Source organism: Bacteroidota bacterium (assembly GCA_034439655.1).
Taxonomy (GTDB): domain Bacteria; phylum Bacteroidota; class Bacteroidia; order UKL13-3; family UKL13-3; genus CANJUD01.
The window spans coordinates 52525-72963 of the sequence record JAWXAU010000159.1 but is presented as its reverse complement, the minus strand read 5'-3'; the positions used below and the strand labels follow the sequence as shown (position 1 = coordinate 72963).

20 protein-coding genes are annotated in these 20439 nt (G+C 36.5%); 10 read left to right on the top strand and 10 right to left on the bottom strand.

Going from position 1 to position 20439, the window contains the following annotated elements:
- The first annotated feature begins 6 nt into the window (after positions 1-6).
- Together SGJ10_11875 and SGJ10_11870 are read left to right on the top strand one after the other, a co-directional pair.
- Complete coding sequence (locus tag SGJ10_11875; protein MDZ4758818.1) at positions 7-1758, top strand: hypothetical protein; 1752 nt, start codon at positions 7-9, stop codon at positions 1756-1758.
- A gap of 81 nt (positions 1759-1839) precedes the next feature.
- On the top strand, positions 1840-2559 hold the full coding sequence (locus SGJ10_11870) for a GldM family protein (protein MDZ4758817.1): 720 nt from the start codon (positions 1840-1842) through the stop codon (positions 2557-2559).
- A gap of 107 nt (positions 2560-2666) precedes the next feature.
- Here SGJ10_11870 and SGJ10_11865 read toward each other — a convergent pair whose 3' ends face one another.
- A complete protein-coding gene (locus tag SGJ10_11865; protein ID MDZ4758816.1) occupies positions 2667-3155 on the bottom strand; it encodes an asparaginase domain-containing protein in 489 nt (162 codons plus the stop codon).
- Between the two features lie 60 nt (positions 3156-3215).
- Between SGJ10_11865 and SGJ10_11860 the strand changes: the two genes are divergently transcribed.
- On the top strand, positions 3216-3587 hold the full coding sequence (locus tag SGJ10_11860) for a DUF4625 domain-containing protein (GenBank protein MDZ4758815.1): 372 nt from the start codon (positions 3216-3218) through the stop codon (positions 3585-3587).
- A gap of 86 nt (positions 3588-3673) precedes the next feature.
- Here SGJ10_11860 and SGJ10_11855 read toward each other — a convergent pair whose 3' ends face one another.
- A complete protein-coding gene (locus SGJ10_11855; GenBank protein MDZ4758814.1) occupies positions 3674-4639 on the bottom strand; it encodes a polyprenyl synthetase family protein in 966 nt (321 codons plus the stop codon).
- A 193-nt stretch (positions 4640-4832) separates the two neighbouring features.
- Here SGJ10_11855 and SGJ10_11850 point away from each other — a divergent pair, with 193 nt between their 5' ends.
- A complete protein-coding gene (locus SGJ10_11850) occupies positions 4833-6611 on the top strand; it encodes a hypothetical protein (GenBank protein ID MDZ4758813.1) in 1779 nt (592 codons plus the stop codon).
- Positions 6612-6621: 10 nt separating this feature from the next.
- Here the strand turns inward: SGJ10_11850 and SGJ10_11845 are convergent, their stop codons facing one another.
- The 7 genes from SGJ10_11845 to SGJ10_11815 form a co-directional block, all read right to left on the bottom strand.
- Positions 6622-7410: an MOSC N-terminal beta barrel domain-containing protein gene (locus SGJ10_11845; GenBank protein ID MDZ4758812.1), complete on the bottom strand. Its 789-nt coding sequence runs from the start codon at positions 7408-7410 to the stop codon at positions 6622-6624.
- A gap of 21 nt (positions 7411-7431) precedes the next feature.
- Positions 7432-7848, bottom strand: coding sequence for a nuclear transport factor 2 family protein (locus SGJ10_11840; GenBank protein MDZ4758811.1), 417 nt, complete (start codon positions 7846-7848; stop codon positions 7432-7434).
- 19 nt (positions 7849-7867) lie between these two features.
- The gene (locus SGJ10_11835) at positions 7868-8278 is read right to left on the bottom strand and encodes a hypothetical protein (protein MDZ4758810.1); all 411 of its coding nucleotides are present in this window, start codon (positions 8276-8278) and stop codon (positions 7868-7870) included.
- 521 nt (positions 8279-8799) lie between these two features.
- Positions 8800-9111, bottom strand: a complete 312-nt coding sequence (locus tag SGJ10_11830; protein MDZ4758809.1) for a hypothetical protein — start codon at positions 9109-9111, stop codon at positions 8800-8802.
- A 99-nt stretch (positions 9112-9210) separates the two neighbouring features.
- Positions 9211-11061 (bottom strand): DNA topoisomerase IV subunit B, encoded by a 1851-nt coding sequence (locus SGJ10_11825; GenBank protein ID MDZ4758808.1) that lies wholly within the window; start codon positions 11059-11061, stop codon positions 9211-9213.
- 165 nt (positions 11062-11226) lie between these two features.
- Positions 11227-11958: a 4-hydroxy-tetrahydrodipicolinate reductase gene (gene dapB / locus SGJ10_11820; protein ID MDZ4758807.1), complete on the bottom strand. Its 732-nt coding sequence runs from the start codon at positions 11956-11958 to the stop codon at positions 11227-11229.
- A 101-nt stretch (positions 11959-12059) separates the two neighbouring features.
- On the bottom strand, positions 12060-13151 hold the full coding sequence (locus SGJ10_11815) for an Ldh family oxidoreductase (GenBank protein MDZ4758806.1): 1092 nt from the start codon (positions 13149-13151) through the stop codon (positions 12060-12062).
- A gap of 33 nt (positions 13152-13184) precedes the next feature.
- Between SGJ10_11815 and SGJ10_11810 the strand changes: the two genes are divergently transcribed.
- A complete protein-coding gene (locus SGJ10_11810) occupies positions 13185-13544 on the top strand; it encodes a CoA-binding protein (GenBank protein MDZ4758805.1) in 360 nt (119 codons plus the stop codon).
- A 4-nt stretch (positions 13545-13548) separates the two neighbouring features.
- Here SGJ10_11810 and SGJ10_11805 read toward each other — a convergent pair whose 3' ends face one another.
- On the bottom strand, positions 13549-14793 hold the full coding sequence (locus tag SGJ10_11805) for a glycosyltransferase N-terminal domain-containing protein (GenBank protein ID MDZ4758804.1): 1245 nt from the start codon (positions 14791-14793) through the stop codon (positions 13549-13551).
- A 168-nt stretch (positions 14794-14961) separates the two neighbouring features.
- On the opposite strand from SGJ10_11805, the gene gldA reads away from it, so the two are divergent.
- From gldA to SGJ10_11780, 5 genes are all read left to right on the top strand, one after another.
- Entirely contained in the window at positions 14962-15873 is a 912-nt protein-coding gene (gene gldA / locus SGJ10_11800) for a gliding motility-associated ABC transporter ATP-binding subunit GldA (GenBank protein MDZ4758803.1), read from the top strand.
- A 3-nt stretch (positions 15874-15876) separates the two neighbouring features.
- On the top strand, positions 15877-16605 hold the full coding sequence (gene gldF, locus SGJ10_11795) for a gliding motility-associated ABC transporter permease subunit GldF (protein MDZ4758802.1): 729 nt from the start codon (positions 15877-15879) through the stop codon (positions 16603-16605).
- Positions 16606-16612: 7 nt separating this feature from the next.
- The gene (gldG, locus tag SGJ10_11790; GenBank protein MDZ4758801.1) at positions 16613-18331 is read left to right on the top strand and encodes a gliding motility-associated ABC transporter substrate-binding protein GldG; all 1719 of its coding nucleotides are present in this window, start codon (positions 16613-16615) and stop codon (positions 18329-18331) included.
- A gap of 111 nt (positions 18332-18442) precedes the next feature.
- On the top strand, positions 18443-19468 hold the full coding sequence (locus SGJ10_11785; GenBank protein ID MDZ4758800.1) for a DUF4340 domain-containing protein: 1026 nt from the start codon (positions 18443-18445) through the stop codon (positions 19466-19468).
- Complete coding sequence (locus SGJ10_11780) at positions 19468-20394, top strand: NAD(P)-dependent oxidoreductase (GenBank protein ID MDZ4758799.1); 927 nt, start codon at positions 19468-19470, stop codon at positions 20392-20394. The genes SGJ10_11785 and SGJ10_11780 overlap by 1 nt, the downstream gene beginning before the upstream one ends.
- The last annotated feature ends 45 nt before the right edge of the window (positions 20395-20439 follow it).

Genomic DNA, 20439 nt, shown 5'->3' with positions numbered 1-20439 from the left:
ATTATCATGAACAAGTATAATAAAAACCGAGCACCCATCGGTGATGCAGAAATAGAATCAAGCAAAAATTTTGAGAGTTTATTAAATAATTATAACACATCTCCCAAACCAAAAGTATATAATAAACCGATGCTATGGAGTGCGGCTGCAAGTATTATAGCTGTAGTAGGCATTATGGCCTACAGTTATTTAAAAACCGATGCTCCTTTAATATCAACCCAACCTTTTGTAAACCCTCCTATTACTGGGGTTAACTTACCCGACACTACTTTGCAGATAAATGCCTCAACAGGAGGAACTATTATATTACCCAGTGGAAGTATGATAGAAGTTCCCGCCAATGCTTTTGCAAATATGGATGGTAGTATAGTAAAAGGAATGATTGATTTAAAGTATAGAGAGTTTCGCAAACCCACAGATTTTTTTGTATCAGGAATTCCCATGACGTATGATAGTGCAGGAACTAAATATACTTTTGAATCTGCCGGGATGTTTGATTTAACAGGCTTTGTAGGCGGTGCTCCAATAAAGATTGCAGAAGGAAAAAGTTTGAATGTGAAAATGAGTACTGCTTTTGGCGAAAATAAATATAATAAATATGTATTAGATACTGTTTCTAAAACTTGGGTTTATTTAGGGAAGAGTGAGTTGGTGAAAACTGAGGAGACAATTGATGAAATTAAAAAACCTAAAAAAGAAATAATTTCAAGCAAAAGTGATATTATTAAAGTACCAGTAGATACAAATACAGAAATTACCTTCGTAGAGGCTATTAAAGCAGAAGATAGTAAACCTATACTTGTTCCTAGTGGAGCCTTTGTAAAGCCTGTTTATAAACCAATTGCAGAAATCAAGCCTGCCAAGCCCGCCAAACTAAAGGATATGAAAAATACTTTTAAGCTAGAAGTAGACCCAGGGCAGTTTCCAGAGATTGCAGTATATAAAGATGTATTGTTCGAAATTCCTTTGGCACAATATAATAAGTTACCTGCTAATTTTGAGAAGAATGATTTTGAAGATGTGAAAATGATGAAAAGCATAACCGAAGGATATTATGATTTTACGTTGGTAAAAGCCAATAGGGGCGGTGACCCTAGCATATATTCACTGACCAATTGCAGTCCCGTATTTACTGGAAAAGATTATGATGCTGCTATGGAAACTTATAATACTTTATATGCAAAATATGAAAGTAGATATACAGGTAAAGTCCTTAATCAAGAACGCAATCAGAAAAAATTAATAGAAGACGAAGCTAAACAAAAAGAAGATTTTGCAAAGTATGAAAAGGCCATGGAAGAATTTCGCAGGAAACAAGCAGAAGCCTGGGAAAAACAAAACAAATCATCCTATATACAAAGTATAGGTTATAGAGCTTTTCAAGTCCGTCAGTTTGGAATGTATAATGGCGATTGCCCTAGCTCTTTTCCCACTGGAGCTACAGTTCTAGCAAGTGTTACCGACGATAAAGGAAAAACGATAGCATTCACTACATTATATATGGTCGACCATGGACGTAATGCATTATATACTATATCTAATGGAGGTGACAAAGCAAATTTAACTTATAATCCAGAATCGTCCACTACATTTTGGGTGGTAACCAATGATGGGAAAATTGCCATGATAGAACCCGCGGAGGTAAAAAAATTAAAGCCGAAAAAAGAAGGAATCAATCAACTTACCTTTGCGATGCGGGTGAGCGAAAAAGATTTGAAAACTGAAGGTGATATTGCAGAATTTTTGAATTTGAATTAATGATTTTATACAATAAAAAATTAATTAATACGTTATAAAGATATGTCAGCATACAGATGCAGGTGTTTTGTAAGAGGCTGGATGCCACTACTCCGCCGTGGCGGATGGGTGGCGTTCGCCTTTTTTCCAATTTGCCTTTTTGCACAAAAAGATTCTATTCGAATCATTAAAGTAATAGCAAGCATGCAAGAAGTTTCTGTGCTTCCTAATGTGAATGTATTATATATAGGAATGAAGCAAAGATTTGTTATTACGAATTCTATCGGCAAAATAAGTAATATAAGCATGGAAGGTGCAAAAGCAACCCGATATCTATCGGGACGTAATGATAGTGAGTGGGTGATAGAAGGTTTGAACAATGCTATATTTGCAAACATGCACATATACGGTACCAACTCAAAAGGCGAAAATGTATTGTTGCTCAACAAAAAATATATAGTACGTCCTGTCCCTAAACCTTTAATAAAAATAAACGATGTAATACCTGACAGTGTTGCAGAGAAACTGAACCTAATGGCTTATGGCCACCTCTCAGCCACCTTCCCTGCCGACGATATATTTAGGGGTGGCGTAGTAGAATTTGCGATGGTGCTCAACAATAATACAAAGTTTGATACGCTATATGCCAAAGGTGCTGTGTTCACGAAAGAAATGAAAACTGCTATATCAAAATTGAAAACTGGAAGTTTGATTACCTGTATCAAAATCAGATATTTGCTCATACCTACCAATCAAATATTAAATGCTCCCGATATTAGAATATATATGAATGCGACTAAGGTGATGAGATTTGGTGGATAATATATCAATGTTGTGGTTGGTGGGAACACACAACCACGGGCATTCAGACACTCAATTCATCCGCATCGCGACCCCATTCGCCGCGGCGAACTGAATCCCCAATCCTATTACCCCTTCTCCTCAAAAACCCCAAAGGCCTTATTCTTCCACACATTGTTCCAGTTAAAATAACGACCATTCATTGCTACATATACGCCATGCGGCAAAGTTTGAGCAAATGCTAATGCCGAACCTAAATTAAATAATCCATCGCTACTACCAAATTTGTAGGGTACCATGGCCCCTGTTAGTATGATAGTTTTATTATATTTTTTTGCAGCTAGATACGTAGCGGTATCCACCATCGTATCAGTACCGTGTGTAATTACCAAACGGTCTTCGCTGCATTTAGAAATCTCAGCAGCTATAATTTCTCGGTCTTTATCAGTCATGTCGAGACTATCGATAAGCATCGGAATATCGACGGAAACATTCAACAGGCAACGCCCCAGACCAAGCATATCGTGCAAGTGCGTCTCTTTGAAAAATAATTGCCCATTGAGTTCATTATACTCTTTGTCGAAAGTGCCTCCCGTAACGATAATTCTTATTTGCATTGTTTCTTTTGTAATTTTGCTGCAAATAACGAAACCCTTTCGTTTATTTGCAGAACAATAATGAAAAAAAATATACTCTTTTATTTAATTATCTTCTTTTTTATGTGCTGCAATAGCAAAGACCCATACCCGCCGGGCATCAACATAAACAATCCATTTGATGGTAAGCATATTAATAAAGGCGATGTGCTCAATATCGATTTTTTGGTATCGGACAATGAAGAGATAAGTAGTTACAGCATGAAACTGAGTAATGAAACTACGCAAAAAGAAGAATTGGTGCAAACAGAGAGTGTGGGGTTAAAACAAATCAAAGTACAAAAATCGTGGACCTTGACGTATTCTACCAAGTCAACATTTGTTTTGCATATTGAAGCTTCCGATAAAAAAGGAAACAAGACCCAAGAAAATTTATTGTTGTACGGAAATTAAAGTAATTAGTGGTCGGCGGTCCCGAATGCATTCAGGACAACCAAAGGCATTTTGTATACTATTCAGAATTTATTGTTATATGGAAATTAAGAATTTCTGTTCAATAATTGCTGTGCCAATTTATATAATGGTTGTTTAGCTTCTGGGTTTACTTCCACTGCTGCCAATAGGTCCATTGCGTCATTATAATAGTTTTCCATCATGTTTTTTGCCTGTGCTGCAATTCCCAATTTATTATACAGTTCTGTTATAGCTTTTACTTTGTCACGAGGCTCAGGATTGGGATGGGTCAACCAAAAATCTAATAATTTTTTATCTTCGCCTGTTGCTTTTTCCATTGCAGAAATAAGTAAAAAAGTTTTTTTATTGGCCAGTATATCACCTCCTATTTGTTTGCCAAACGCATCACCTTCTGCATACACATCCAATATATCATCTTGCAATTGAAAAGAGATTCCCAGTTTCACCCCAAAATGGTATAAATGATTGGCAAAAGTATGGGGGGCTTGTGCCACAATAGCTCCCAGCTTGAGCGAACAGCCCAGTAATACTGCGGTCTTTAGAGTTATCATATTTATATATTCGTTAATACTAACTTCTGCTTTGTCTTCAAAACTCATGTCCAACATTTGTCCATCGCATACTTGAATGGCTGTGGTGCTGAATAATTCCATCGATTGTTTGAGCACATCATTATCAAGTTGTAGCAGCAATTCATAAGCATTCACCAACATCACATCGCCTGTGAGAATCGCAGTTGCAGGATTCCATTTTTGATGTACAGTTTCTTTGCCCCTTCGCATCGGTGCTTGGTCCATGATATCATCGTGTACCAAACTAAAATTATGAAATACCTCTACGGCCAGTGCAGCAGGTAATGCGGCCTCGGGGTCTTTGCCAAACATTTGACACGAGATTAAAGCCAGCAGCGGACGTACCCGCTTGCCACCTAAATCCATTAGGTATTTTTGTTGCTCAGCAGTCTGGTAATCTTGCGTTGCGGTATTATAATCATTGATGCCTTTGTTGAGCAATTGTATGAGCGATTCCACGTATAAAAAAATTTCTGCAAATTTATGTGAATAATATCGATTTAACATTCAACATAGTCCAATTTACACAAAGGTTATTATGCTATTTTCATGTATTATTGGCATTACCATTGTAAATTTATAAAACAGTTTGGAATGTTTTATAAAAACAATTGGTTTAACATTCGGAATAATTCGTGTAATTCGTAGCAAAATGATTGTTCGGAAAATAATAGGCGTATTTGTATTGGTATTTGCTTGTTCAGTGGCAAATGCACAAAGGATTTTGCCTGTCCATATCACACTTTCCGATTCAAGCCAGGATTTGGCTTTGTACAAATCGTTCAACCGCAAATTTCAAGCAGATTCCTTTCACCTTCCCCAACTGCTTGAAAAAGTAAAGGGAACACTGGCTGCTTTTGGATATATGAACCCCAACATCGAAATCAGCAATAAAGACTCTTCATTTGAATTGTATATTTCAAAGGGTTTCAAATATGAATATATCATAAAAAGTTTCAACGATACTTCCAATATTTTGCAAGTTGATACCAAAAATATATATCATATAGTGGGAAATAAAGCAACAGGTTTAGCTCTAGAAAAATCGATACAAAAATTTTTAAATATCTATGAAAATAATGGATATCCTTTTGCGAGTTTCTATATAAAGCCTACTACTTTAACTGAACGTATTGTTGAAGCAAACCTCATATTCAACGCAGGGCCACAGTTTATCATAGATCAGGTAGAAGTGATAGGCGATGCGAAAATACGGCAAAGCTATATCGAATATTATATAGGGGTTAAAAAAGGGACTAACTATAATGAATCTATGATCGTTTCTGCCGACAATAAATTACGACAACTAAGTTTTGTTGCAGTATATAAACCCATCCAAGTATATTTTGAAGGAAGCAAGGCAAAGGTTCGCATTTTTTTGAACCAGAGCAAGGCCAATAATTTTGATGGAGTAGTTGGGTTACAACCCGATGAAACAGGCAAACGTAGCTTTATACTAACAGGTGAATTCCATTTGCAAATCCCAAATTTATTTAACCGCGGTGTTGAAACTACTTTGGATTACCGCAGCTTTGCGGGCAACTCACAAGATTTTAAAACTAAAGTAAATGTACCCAATTTCTTGAAAAGCCCTTTAGGGGTGGACGCAGCTATTTCTGTACTGAAATTTGATACTACTTATATAGATGTGAATACACAAATTGGTTTTCGCTATCAGCCCAATCCATCGAATTATCTTAGGGTTTTTTACGAACACCAAAATATATTTTTACTCAATATAGATACTCTCGCTATCCGACAAACAAGGCAATTACCCAATTTCAATGACTTAACCGCAGGGAATTATGGTATTAATATTAGCCTAAAAAAATTAGATTTTGCACCCAATCCACTGAAAGGATATTCGATAGACGCTACAGCACAAGTAGGCTTGCGTAATTTGCAAAAAAATAAACAAATAAATGATATGATATTTAAAAGTCAACAAGGTGATTCCTATCATATATATGATAGTATTAAACTAAATACCGTTCAGTATAAACTAATTTTTAAAAGTAATATATATATAAAAGTCAGTAAATACTCCTGCGTGCTATGGAGCTTAAACGGAGGTGCAAATTTTATCAACCATATATTTCAAAATGATATGTATCGTATCGGCGGACTCAATACGGTGAGGGGTTTTAACGAGCAATCCATATTTGCTACCACTTACGCCATTAGCAATTATGAATATAGATATTTACTTTCTACATACTCTCACGCAGTTGCATTTCTAAATAGTGGTTGGTACGAAAAAAAGTGGGATAAAGGCTATACCCAAAATATTATATATAGTGTGGGAGCAGGGGTACAATTAAAAACTGGTGGCGGTATTTTAAAACTTTTTTATGCTTTGGGTCAAACTGCGGGAACGCCTTTCAGTGTTGCGAATGGAAGGGTACATTTGGGGTATGTGAATAATTTTTAAAGACTGCGGTTTACCCTATTCTCAATTCATCTCCTACCGATAATGATTTGCCAATTTCAGAAGGAGCGATATAACAATCAACCGATAAATGATAATAATGCCCGTGCGATTCTAATGCTGACCACACTGGCAAAGTTTCTGCACGATGTTTAGCAAATATTTTTGGGAATCCAAATAAAACCTCACCTGTAAGCGGATGACGGGTTGGGACGACACATCTCGCTCGGGGATTCACCCCTTGTATGGTAACCTCTCCTATTTTAAATTCAACACGGGAACCGTCAGCAGTGAATAAATAATCCTCCCAAAAAGCAGGTACATTCGCTATTTCTAATGTTGCTCTAAATCTTCTTCTAGCTTCCTCCACATCTAAATTATTATACCATGATGAAACAGTTTCGAGACTACTATTCGAAATAACTGTAACACCACTTAAATCGGGTATATCCAAAAAACGCCCAGTTTTATTTTGGTGAAATTTTATATATTCTCCAAAATAATCAGAAAGATATTTTTCAATTAGCGAGCGTTCATTCGTTAAATTAAATTGACTTACAATGCTTTCATTTTGACGTCGAAAAGATATGATACTGTTTTCTAAATCGAATTCCGTTCGTAGGCTATGCACTAATGGATTAGACTTACCAATAATATAGTTTCCTTCCTCATTTGTAATTGCATATTCTCTATCATGCAACAGGCACCCACCATGCGTCACCACCGCTTTCTGTAAGGAAATCCCATCGAGTGATTTTACCGGATATATAGTAATTTTGCTTAGTGTCGGTGTATATTTCATCAAGCTATTTAATATAATAAATTACAATAATTTTCTGTCAGTTTCATTAATAGCTAAATCATTAATGCTGGCATATCTTTTTGCCATGAAACCATTTTCATCAAACTCCCAATTTTCATTGCCATAGGCCCGCCACCATTGCCCGTTAGCGTCTTGGTATTCATATTCAAAACGAACTGCGATTCTATTTTCTCTAAATGCCCACAATTCTTTTTTAAGTTTATAATGTTTCTCTGCTTCCCATTTGCGTTTTAAAAATGCTTTTACTTCTTCACGGCCATTAATAAATTCCTTCCGATTTCTCCATTCGGTATCAATGGTATAAGCCATACATACACGCTCTGGGTCTTTGCTATTCCAAGCATCTTCAGCCATTTTTATTTTTTGAAGAGCAGTTTCCAAAGTAAATGGAGGCAATGGTAGTTTTTGATTTTCCATGGTTATTATATTATAACGATTAGCTATTGAATTTTCTAAAAGTTGATATTAATTGCAATAAGGCATCAGGATTTTTTTCTTCCAATAGTAATACTTTTTTCTCCGCATAGTGCTTTTTTAATATAGCTCGTTCTTCTTCCAAAGGATTATCTTCTATCCATATAAAATCAGTTGTAAAATCTATTGCTTCTGTTTTTAAATTTTTCCAATTTGTGGGTTTTATTTTCATCAACAGTTTCATTGTATCCTCATCGAAATACTTTTTCAAATACCTCATCACATTCGTTGTATTACCTTTGCAGTGCGTTGTTAGCCAATAGCAATCGAAATTTTCGATGATGTAATGTATAAAAGGGATTGCAAAATTTGCCACTTTAGTTGGTCGGGATGCGAGGATAATTCCGTCAATGTCTATATATAATTTTCGCATTAAATTTTTATTATAATTACTACAAATATAGTGATATATATATATATGATAACAAAAAAGCGAGATCAACATTTAATTTCACCAAGTTTTTATGCAATAAGAATGTTTTCTTTGTTTTGATATACCTGTTATATATTTATACCAATTCTTAAACTAAAATAGTTCTCCGCCTGTGGCGGATTTAGTTTTTAGAATGGTAATACCGAACTACATCACGAAAGCCCCGCTTAATCCCGATAATTATCGGGATGCGGGGGGATTAGTCCCTTTCTTTTGGACTATTATATATTGAGTGTCGGTATTATATAATCTTTCCTCCCAAGCTAAATCAATTAAAGCTTCCCTGTACTTCCCTGTAAACACAACCTGAATATATTTTTGTGAAAAGGTGTTTGGCATATATTATTTATCTATTACCTCCCCTACGATTTCAAACTTTCTTTTTAAAATTTTCTCTGACCCAAATTCCCAAAACATGCTGCAACCCAAAGAATTTTCTTGACCTGGATTCAAATTATATACTACTGTTTGTGACTCATCCGCAGTATCCTCCGAAGAAACTTTACAGTAAATGATATTATATGAGATTTCGAGGTGTTGACTAAATATGCTTCAGATGATTCTTTTTGCTTATCTTCAAATATTTTTTCTTCTTCAGAAAGAATTCTGACAGTATTCGGTTCTTCCTTGTGCTCTTTAAGGCTATCCTTGGCATAGTCATCACTTGAATTAAAAACTATACATCCGTTTTTAGTTTTCCTATAATCTATTTTTCCATTTGAACAACCTACTAGTGTTAGGTAAACTAAAAGTATAATTATAATTGACCTCATAAATTAATTAATTTTATATGGTACAAATTTATGTGAATGTAGCTGAAGTTGCTCCCCTTTATTCAATTCAAAATTCAAAACTGGGGATATCAGCAGTCACTATGCCTCCACCAAATCATCCAATTCCACACGCAAATTATCTATAATAAATGTTTGCCTGTCAGGTGTGTTTTTGCCCATAAAGTATTCGAGCATTTTTTGTATATTAGAATCTGATTTTAAGAATACAGGAACCAATCGCATGTGGTCACCAATGAACTGCTCAAACTCGCCCGGAGATATTTCTCCCAGTCCTTTGAAACGCGTTATCTCAGGCTTGCTGCCAAGCTCCGTCATGGCAACTTGCTTTTCTGCTTCATCATAACAATATATAGTTTTTTGTTTATTCCTTACCCTGAACAATGGTGTTTCCAAAATAAATACATGTCCGTTGCGAACAATATCAGGAAAAAATTGTAAGAAAAAAGTGAGCAACAACAAACGTATATGCATTCCATCCACATCGGCATCGGTGGCTACTACTATGCGGTTATAACGCAAACCTTCAATACCATCTTCTATATTAAGTGCATGTTGTAATAAATTAAATTCTTCGTTTTCATATACTACTTTTTTAGTAAGCCCGTAACAATTCAAAGGCTTGCCACGCAAACTAAATACAGCTTGTGTTTCTACTTTGCGACTTTTGGTGAGCGAGCCACTAGCCGAGTCGCCCTCGGTAATAAACAAAGTAGTTTCCATCGTTTTGTCATCACTCTCCTCGCCCAAATGAAAACGGCAATCGCGTAATTTTTTATTATGAAGATTTGCTTTTTTTGCACGCTCATTGGCCAATTTTTTAATGCCTGCCATATCTTTGCGTTCGCGTTCACTCTGCATTATTTTTTTCTGTAGAGCATCTGCTACCGAAGGGTTTTTATGCAAGAAGTCATCTAGTGCTTTTTTGAGAAAATCGTTTACAAACATTTTAACTGTTGGCCCATCGTGTGCTATATTTTGCGAACCTAGTTTGGTTTTTGTTTGACTTTCGAACACTGGCTCTTGCACTCTTACGGAAATTGCAGCTATAATAGATGCACGAACATCGGCAGCCTCAAAATCTTTTTTATAAAACTCACGAATGGTTTTCACCATCGCCTCACGAAAAGCTGATAGATGTGTTCCACCTTGGGTTGTATGCTGTCCATTTACAAATGCATAATACTCTTCACCATATTGGTCGGCATGCGTAAAGGCAACTTCTATATCATCGCCTTTCAAATGTATAATGGGATAACGGTTCGTATCTTCATTCGTTTTTTCCGTCATCAAATCTAATAACCCATTCTTTGATTGGAATTTTTGTTTATTATAATATAGTGCAAGGCCTGCATTTAGGTATGCATAATTCTTAATTTGATTCTCTAAAAACTCGGGAATAAATCTATAGTTTTTAAAGATGGTTTCATCGGGTGTAAAAGTTATAATAGTTCCATTTTCCTCCGTGGTCTTTGCTTCCTTGTGGTCTTTTAGTATAACACCGCGTTCAAATTCAACAATTTTAGTACGGCCATCTCTCACACTTTGCACTTTAAAATAAGCCGACAAGGCATTCACCGCTTTTGTTCCCACACCATTCAGTCCCACTGCTTTTTGGAAAGCCTTGCTATCATATTTCCCACCTGTATTAATTTTGCTTACACAGTCTATCACCTTGCCCAATGGGATACCGCGGCCAAAGTCACGAACCATTACTTTGTGGTCAGATATAGTGATTTCTATGGTTTTACCATTGCCCATTACATGCTCGTCTATACTGTTGTCAATGATTTCTTTTACTAGCACATAAATACCGTCATCCATTGCTGAGCCATCGCCCAGTTTGCCTATATACATGCCCGGCCTTAGGCGTATGTGCTCTTTCCAGTCGAGCGAGCGTATGCTGTCTTCGTTATAAGTTGATTTTGCCATGATGGTGCAAAGTTATTTGAGAATAAGGCAACCCCACCATTTCTTTATGAAGAAACTTTGCACGAATTGGTGTGGAAAGTCTAACAAGCTGTCCCCCTCAGTGAAACTCTGTGCCCAACTCTGTGTAACACTGTGGTTAAAATATTCTGCTTCTAATGAGTATTGTTACAAGCCCAAAACATCACTCATATAATAAACCCCTTGCTTATTATATATATACTCAGCCGCCAAAACAGCTCCCAGTGCAAAGCCATTGCGGTTATGGGCGGTGTGCGTAATTTGAATGGAATCAATAGCACTATCATAATTCACCTGATGTGTTCCAGGAACTTCACCATCTCGTCTGCTTAAAATGGACAATTCTCCTGAATTTATTTCCATACTTTCATTTTCCAAAGAAGCTTTGATAGTATGATAGTCCTTGTGGTTTGCAAAAATTCCCGCAGCCAATGTAGAAGCTGTTCCACTTGGATGATCTTTTTTATGTATATGATGTATTTCGTCGATAGATATATGATAGTCTTTTAATTTGTTTATATATCCTGCCAACTGTTCATTAATTTTAAAAAATATATTCACGCCCGGACTAAAATTAGTTGCCGTAAGCATACAAGCGTTTTGTTCTACACAATATTTTTCTGCATCATGCAAATGCGTGTACCACCCAGTAGTTCCGCTCACCACAGGTATTTTAAAATCTATACATCTTAATATATTATCAAATGCATTTTCGGGAGTGCTAAGTTCGATAACCACCTCGCATTTTGATATATTTTCTTGGGTAAATTCATGCAAATTTTGTGAGTTAATAATCAACCCAATTTCATGTCCACGTTCTTTTGCAACTTGTTCAACTATTTTGGATAATTTACCGTAACCGACTAATGCTATTTTCATGTTTTGAATTTTATATTTTTATTTTAGGAGTAAGGGGTAAGGAGTAAGGAGCAAGTGGGCATGCCATCTGCCGTATGGCCTTACTCCTTACTCCTTACTCCTTATTCCTTCCTTATTCCTTCTATATCATACTTCTCTCCTATTTCCACCAAATCATCATATACTAATTTATGTAAGGGGATTCCATATAGCATACGATACTCCGCATTATTATGCTCTGGTTCGCCAGGAATTAAAACAGGTTTTTCTATATTAATTGGAGTTGACTTTTTAAATGTTTCAATCCACAAATCCATATTTTTATAATAGTCATCCAACTCTTGGAAAGCATCCACACGTATCACTCCAAATATATGCCCGATTCCTTTGCCGGGGGCATTGGGCAATACAGGCAAAAAACTGACAAAGGGTGGAACAAAAGGGCCAAAATTCGCACCTCCCAATACGCCAGAAAATATATCAACCACTGCTCCCAAAGCGTAACCTTTATGATAGCCCAACTCTTCAAAACTGCCCAAAGGCAGCAAGGAACCTTTATTTTTTAACGCATTGGCATCGGTTGTATTTTCGCCATCTGCAGTTTGTACCCAGCCCTTGGGCACAGATTTATTCTTGCGTTGTGCAATTTCCAATTTTCCATTTGCGGCTGCGGAAGTTGCAGTATCAACCACAACGGGATTTTGATTGTGTGCAGGAAATGCAAAGCACATCGGATTGGTTCCAAGCATTCGTTGTTTGCTGCCTGCGGGTGCAACAAGTGGACTCGCATTCGTCATCGCAATTCCTATCATATCGTGTGGTAAAGCTTTCATGGCATGGTGTGCAGCAATTCCAAAATGATTTGAGTTATGAACAGTTACCCATGAGGTTCCTACATTTTTTGCTTTTTGTATCGCTACTTGCATGGCATAAGTTCCAGACACTAAACCTAAAGCCAAATCGGCGTCGATATTAGCGGTAGAAGGTGTTTCACGCGTTATATATATATTTGGTTTTGCATTGGCACGGCCTGATTCCAGTAATCGCAAATAACCCGATAAACGGGCGACACCATGTGAGTCGATTCCGCGTAAATCGGCGTCCAAAAGTGCATCTGCACTTTCTGTGGCATGATCAACAGAAAAACCGACATGTTCAAATACTTGAACCACAAAGCGGTGCAGTTTTTCGGAGGGTATTATGATTTCTTCCATTTAACTTGCAATGTTAAGATTTATTTTTGTGAAATGGAAAAAGTATTACTAATAGGTGCAAGCCCCAATCCCGAACGATATGCCTATAAGGCTTTTAAACTGTTGCGTAGCCATGGACATGAGGTGGTTTTGCTCAGTATAAAAAAAGATGAAATTGATGGCGTTCGTTTCATTAACGAATTTCCGGAAAACGATAATTTTGATACCGTAACATTGTATATAAATCCTCAAATACAAAAGCAGTATTATAATGATTTGCTGCAGCTAAAACCCAAACGTATTATATTTAATCCAGGAACAGAAAACGAAGAATTATATAGTTTTCTCGATGAAAATGGTATAGCATATATGGAGGCTTGTACCTTGGTATTGTTGAGGACGGGGCAGTATTAGGAGGTTAGTACAGTCCTCTCAAAATCTTTTCAGCAGCCCCTTTATTTCCTACTGCAAATTGTTTTGCCCTGTTTTGTTGTTGCTGTAAATACGTGTCATTACTGATATATTTTTCTGCGATGATATATAATTCGTCTGCCATTTCTATTTGATGAGCTACTCCTGCATTAATGGCTTCTGCCGCCTCAGGAAACTTATCAGTTTTAGGTCCGAGAATTACAGGTTTTCCATGCGACAATGGTTCTATAATATTATGCAAACCACTACCAAATGCCCCGCCTACATAAGCAATACTTGCAAAGCGATATATATTAGCAAGCATGCCAATATTGTCGATGATTAATATGTTTTTATCAGAATTATTATTGTACTGTGAAAATAGTACCGAATCGCTAAACTGTTTATATAAACTTTCAGAACGCGATATATCGTGTGGTGCTAAAATAATTTTGAACTTATCTGTATGATTTAAAATTATATTCTCATCCTCTGTCCAAGTACTACCAGCAACCAAACAAAAATTTTGTCCGATAAAGTCTTTAATAATATCATTTATATAAGGTGTATCGGCTATCTGCAAACAGCGGTCGTATCGGGTATCTCCTGTTACTGTTACATTATTATAGTTCAATGATTGTAATAGTTTTTGAGCACTTTCATTCTGCACAAAAAAGTGGGTAAAACAGGACAACATTTTTCTGTGAAGTCCACCATACCATTTAAAAAATACTTGCTTGCGACGGAATAATCCCGACACCAAATATACAGGAATCTTCTTCTCTTTTAATATATGCAGGTAGTGATACCAAAATTCATATTTGATAAAAAAAACTTCACTGGGATTAATAAATTCCACAAATTTTTTCGCATTTGATTCTATGTCGGCAGGTAAATAAAATTTATAATCTATGAGTTGGGTATCTTTACAATATTCATATCCCGAGGGCGAGAAAAAAGTGGCAACTATTTTTATATTCTTTCGCTCCGATTTTAATTTCTCCATAACAGGTCGACCTTGCTCATACTCACCGAGACTAGCGAAGTGGAACCAGAGAGTTTGGTGGCTTTGCCCCACTATTCGCCGCGGCGAATCCCTGAGGGGAGACTGCTGTAGTGCATACTTTTTAAATTCTTCTCTATCCCCAGCTCTTCCTTCTACCCATAGCTTGGCCTTTTTGTGGCCTGCTATAGCCATTAGTTTGGCTACTAAAGAATACAGGGCGATGAAACAGTCGTACAAAAAAATCATGTGGGCTGCAAAGTAATACCAATTCTTGCAACAAAAAATATTTTTGCTTTTTTTGTTGCATAGAATGGTAATGCCGACTGTGTATCTGTTAGAAAACAAATTTCTAAAACAGATACCATATCGGTATAACTGATAGAAACCTGTATTTTTGCAACGAACAAAAACAGCATGTCGATTATTGTAGAAAATTTGAGCAAACACTATGGCACCCAAAAGGCCGTAGATTCTATATCGTTCGAGGCTAAACCGGGTGAAGTACTTGGTTTTTTAGGGCCTAACGGAGCTGGCAAATCGACTACCATGAAAATGCTGACGTGTTATATTCCCCCAACATCGGGCACTGCCACAGTTTGCAATTTTAGTATTACAGAAAAGCCACTGGAGGTTCGCAAAGTCATTGGGTATTTACCCGAATTGAACCCCTTATATACCGATATGTATGTGCGTGAATATTTAAGGTTTATGGCACAAATTCACGGATTGGGAAAAACAGCGAAAAAGCGTGTGGAGGAAATGATCAGCAATGTGGGGCTAACTCCTGAAGCACATAAAAAAATTGGGCAACTTTCCAAAGGTTATAGGCAACGTGTGGGTCTCGCACAATCCATGCTGCACAATCCCAAAGTATTGATTTTGGACGAACCTACCTCGGGTCTCGACCCTAATCAAATAGTAGATATTCGCAACCTTATTCAAGAAATTGGAAGAGACCGCACTGTAATACTTTCTACACATATTATGCAAGAAGTACAAGCCATGTGCAAGCGAGTTATTATTATAAATCAAGGAAAAATAGTAGCGGATGACCTTACTGAAAACCTTGGCAAGCAAGAGATAGAAGAGTATATTATTATAGTAGAGTTTGGAAAAGAAATTAATGATAATATACTCAAAAAAATGGGTGGCGTAAAGAGTATAACAAGACTTCAAAGCAACCAATACAGACTTATTTGCGATAAAGATATACGCGAACAAATAAATAAAGCAGCCTACGAAAACAATATGAATTTACTAGGATTAAGTCTGGAAAAGCAAAAATTGGAAGACGTATTTAAAACCCTGACAAAAAAAGATCAGTAAAAAATGTATAGTGTTTTTGTAAAAGAAATCAGGAGTTTTTTAAGTTCGCTTATAGCCTATGTGGTTATTATAGTTTTTTTATTGGCTATCGGATTATTTATGTGGGTTTTTCCAGGTTATAATGTTTTCGATGGCGGTTATGCCAATCTGGACACGCTATTCAATATTGCACCTTGGGTATTTATATTTTTGATTTCGGCTATCACCATGCGGAGTTTTAGCGAAGAAAAAAAATCAGGAACTATAGAATTGCTCACCACCAAACCGCTTACGGATTGGCAAATTGTATTGGCAAAATATTTCGCTTCGGTAGTGTTGGTTTTATTTTCATTAATACCCACTATTATATTTTATGTATCAGTATACAAACTTTCAAACCCAGTAGGAAACCTCGATACGGGAGCTATTATGGGAAGTTATATAGGTTTGTTTTTTTTGGGTGCTGTATATGCTTCCATCGGAATTTTTGGAAGTGCAATTACTGATAACCAGATTGTGAGTTTTTTGGTTTCCATGTTCCTGTGCTTCTTCCTATATCAAGGTTTCAGCCTGTTGAGCGACTTCAAATTATTCGGTACTTATGATAGATTGGTAGAATGGTTCAGTATAGAAACCCATTATAAAAATATAAGTGTGGGCTTGGTGGATAGTAGAGATATATTATACTTTGTAAGTGTGATTGTGATGTTTTTATGGGGAAGTAAAACGGTGTTTGGAAGTAGGAAATGGTAATTAGTATATGAAAAATTACAAGAAGCAAGCTATTATAGAAATCACTCTGGTGGGTATACTATTGGTATTGCTCAACTTTGTGGCGACTACCAATTTTATTAGGCTGGACTTAACCAAAGAGAAACGTTTTACTTTATCAAATTCATCCAAAGAAATTGCAGCCTCGCTTCCCGATGTAGTATATTTTAAAATATTTTTAGAAGGCGATTTTGATGCACGTTTCAAACGCTTACAACAATCATTGAAAGAAACATTAGATGAATTTCAAAGCTATTCTAATGGAAAAATACAGTACGAGTTTATAGATCCCAATACCGAAATCATGGACTCCTCGGGCACTGTGGAAGAAAAGCAGGAGCGGCATTCACGTATGCAACAATTAATCGATTTGGGGTTGAAACCCACTTCCTTGCAAGTAGACCAAGAGAATGAATTTTCTCGCAAAACTATTTTCCCTGGAGCCTTAGTTTCATTTAAAGGCACCAAGGAATTTCCTATGAATTTTTTACGTGAACAGTTTGGAATGCCGGCAGAAATTGCCCTTAACCAAAGCATCGAAAATTTAGAATATGATATAAGCAATGCCTTGAAAAAATGTGTAAACATTAAAAAGAAAAAAATTGCATATACTGTGGGGCATGGAGAGTTGGGAAAGGATTATACCGCCAGTCTTACCAATGAGCTCAGTGATTATTATGATGTAGAAAGAATTCGGATTAGTGATTTTCCAGCAGCAGAACTTAATAAGTATGCTTGCTTGATTGTAGCAAAACCCGATTCACTATTCGAGAATTATGATTTGTCCAAACTCGATCAATATGTGATGCATGGCGGCAAACTATTGATGTTGGTAGAAAACGTTAGAGCCGAAATGGATAGCCTCAAAAGCCGCGGACAAACCTTTGCACCCATTGTGAACACTGGTTTAGAAGAAATGTTGTTTAGATATGGCGTGCGTTTAAATTCAGTATTACTCAAAGACCTTGCATGTACCCGTATCCAACTCACCGAAAAACTGGCCAATGGGGGCACACGCCCTGTGTTTAAACCTTGGACTTTTGCTCCATTATATTTTACACAAAGTGAACACCCAATTGTTCGCAATTTAGAACCCGTAGCTGGCATGTTTAGTGGCACACTTGATACGGTGAGTCGCGAAGGGGTGACAAAAACCGTTTTGCTACGCTCGAGCGATCATGCTACTACCTTGCAAGCCCCAGTTTTATTAAGCATTGAGGGTAGTTTGGTTAAGCAGCAAGATATGATATTGTATCGAAGTGAATTTTTACCAATTGCGGTTTTATTAGAAGGCAAGTTCAATTCTATATTTAAAAACTATGGTAATGATAGCATTACCAAACTGCTAGGCTATAAAAATCAGATAGACGACAATCGCATGATTATTATATCGGACGGTGATATTATAAAAAATAAAGTATTGGTACAACGGGGTAATGAAATAGTACCCTTAGGCTTTGACAATACGGACCAAATACCTAAAACATACGGTAATAAAAAATTTCTGATGAACTGCATTGAATACTTGGTGGAGGGAACAAAATTGATGGATGCCCGCAGTAAAAAGGTAGAGATAAGACCCCTCGACCGCGAAAAAATAAAATTATATAAAAGCCAGTACCAATGGTTCAATATTGTATTCCCTATTTTACTGGTTGTTATATTTGGTTATATCAATAATTTTATTAGAAAGCAACGCAATACTTAGTTTGAACGTTATATAGTTGTGAGTTGCGAGACCATAAGGCGACAGCAACCCGATAGTTATCGGGACTCACAACTCACAACCCACATCTAGCAACCCACAACTCACAAAAAAATGAACAAAACTATAATAATCCTCCTCGTATTTATTGCACTACTTTGTGTTGCCTTTTGGGGCAATAAGCAAGGTTGGTTTTTTGGGAATAAGGCATTAAAAGATTTTGCCATTAAGGATACTTCGGGAATCAATAAAATATATTTGGTAGAAAAAAACGGTAAAGATATTTTGCTCGAAAATATAAATGGAATATGGATGGTGAATAAAACCTATGAAGCGAATTCGGCATACTTAGACCAAATGTTCGAAACTTTGCAAAAGCTTCAGGTTAAAACCCCCATTCCTCAAAGTCAAATGGAAAGCGTTATTAAATTAATTTCGGTCTCGCACACAAAAGTAGAAGTATATAAAAGTAATCAAATTTTCAAGACCTATTTTATAAGTCAGGGCAACTCGCAAGGCAACGGTACTTATATGCTTTTGGCAGGTTCGTCGGAACCATTTGTAGTAGAAGTGCCAGGCTTTGAAGGCATCCTCAATCCACAGTTTCATACCGATTTGAAACGATGGCGTAACCGGATGGTGTTCCGAATTAAACCAGACAATATACAATCTGTTAAACTGGAATTCCCAGATAATATGGCCGAATCGTATGAGGTAGATTACCACAATTCAACATATACTATATCGCCAACCATTACTACAAAAATTGATTCTGGCTTTATATATTATATCAAAGGATTTTTCAATGGCAAAAAGGGCGAAGGTGTTTCAGCCGAAGCTTTTGGTGCTGAAACTACTATAGAAAACATGGACTCTATATATAAGTCAAAACCTATGGTAATATTGACTGTTACGCAAAATGACCATAAGCCAGATGTGCTAAGAATACATGCCAAGCACGTGAGTGATCGTACCAAGGCACAGTTTGACCCCATAAGTATGCAGGCATCGAAGTATGATACCGATCGGTATTATGCATTTAAGAACGGTAATAAGGAAGGGATGATTTTGCAAGATTATGTATTTGGAAATTTGCTGCGTAGGAGGAGTCAATTGGCAGCTCCATTAAATGCTCAATAATGAAAATACTTATCATCGAAAAAATGCACCCATGCATGCAGGAAGGCTTGCTGGAAAAAGGATTTGAAGTAGATTATGAACCTAACATTTCCAGAGAACAGATTATAGAAACTATACAAAATTATGAAGGTATTGTAGTTCGTTCAAAAACCAATATCAATGCAGAATTATTGGCCAATGCAAGCCAGTTAAAATTTATAGCCCGTGCTGGTGCAGGGATGGACAATGTGGATGAACTGTATGCACAACAACACCATATTGCTTGTATACATGCTGCAGGAGCCAATGCAAATTCTTTAGGTGAACATGCTGTAGGAATGTTATTGAGCCTATTGCACCGTATAAATTGGGGTGATTCGCAAGTACGAAAATATATAATCGATCGTTATGGAAATGAGGGTATCGAATTGCAACATCAAACCATTGGAATTATTGGTTATGGTTATACAGGAAAAGCCTTTGCCAGTATGCTATCGGGCTTTGGGGTAAATGTTTTGGCCTACGATAAGTATATAGATATTACAGAAAATAATTATATAAAAGCGGGTAATTTAGAAACTATTTTTGAACAAGCAGATATTATATCATTTCATATACCACTTAATGCCGAAACCAAGCATTATGCGAACGATCAATTTATCAAATCCTTCAAAAAAAATATGATACTCATGAACTTGAGTAGGGGGGGCGTTGTAGACACAAATGCTTTGGTCGAAAATTTAGTATCAGGAAAAATAATTGGGTGCTGCTTGGACGTGTTTGAAAACGAGAATTTGCATATACTCAGCCACGCAGAAAAACAGCGTTTTGATTATTTAATCAATCACCCCAATTGTGTTTTTACGCCCCATGTGGGCGGTTGGAGTGCCCAAAGTTATGAAAATATAGCGAAGGTGCTTTTGCAAAAAATTGTTGCGATGCAGTGATTTTTAACAACTTGACTGTTTGAACAATTAAGTTTTTTTTGACAA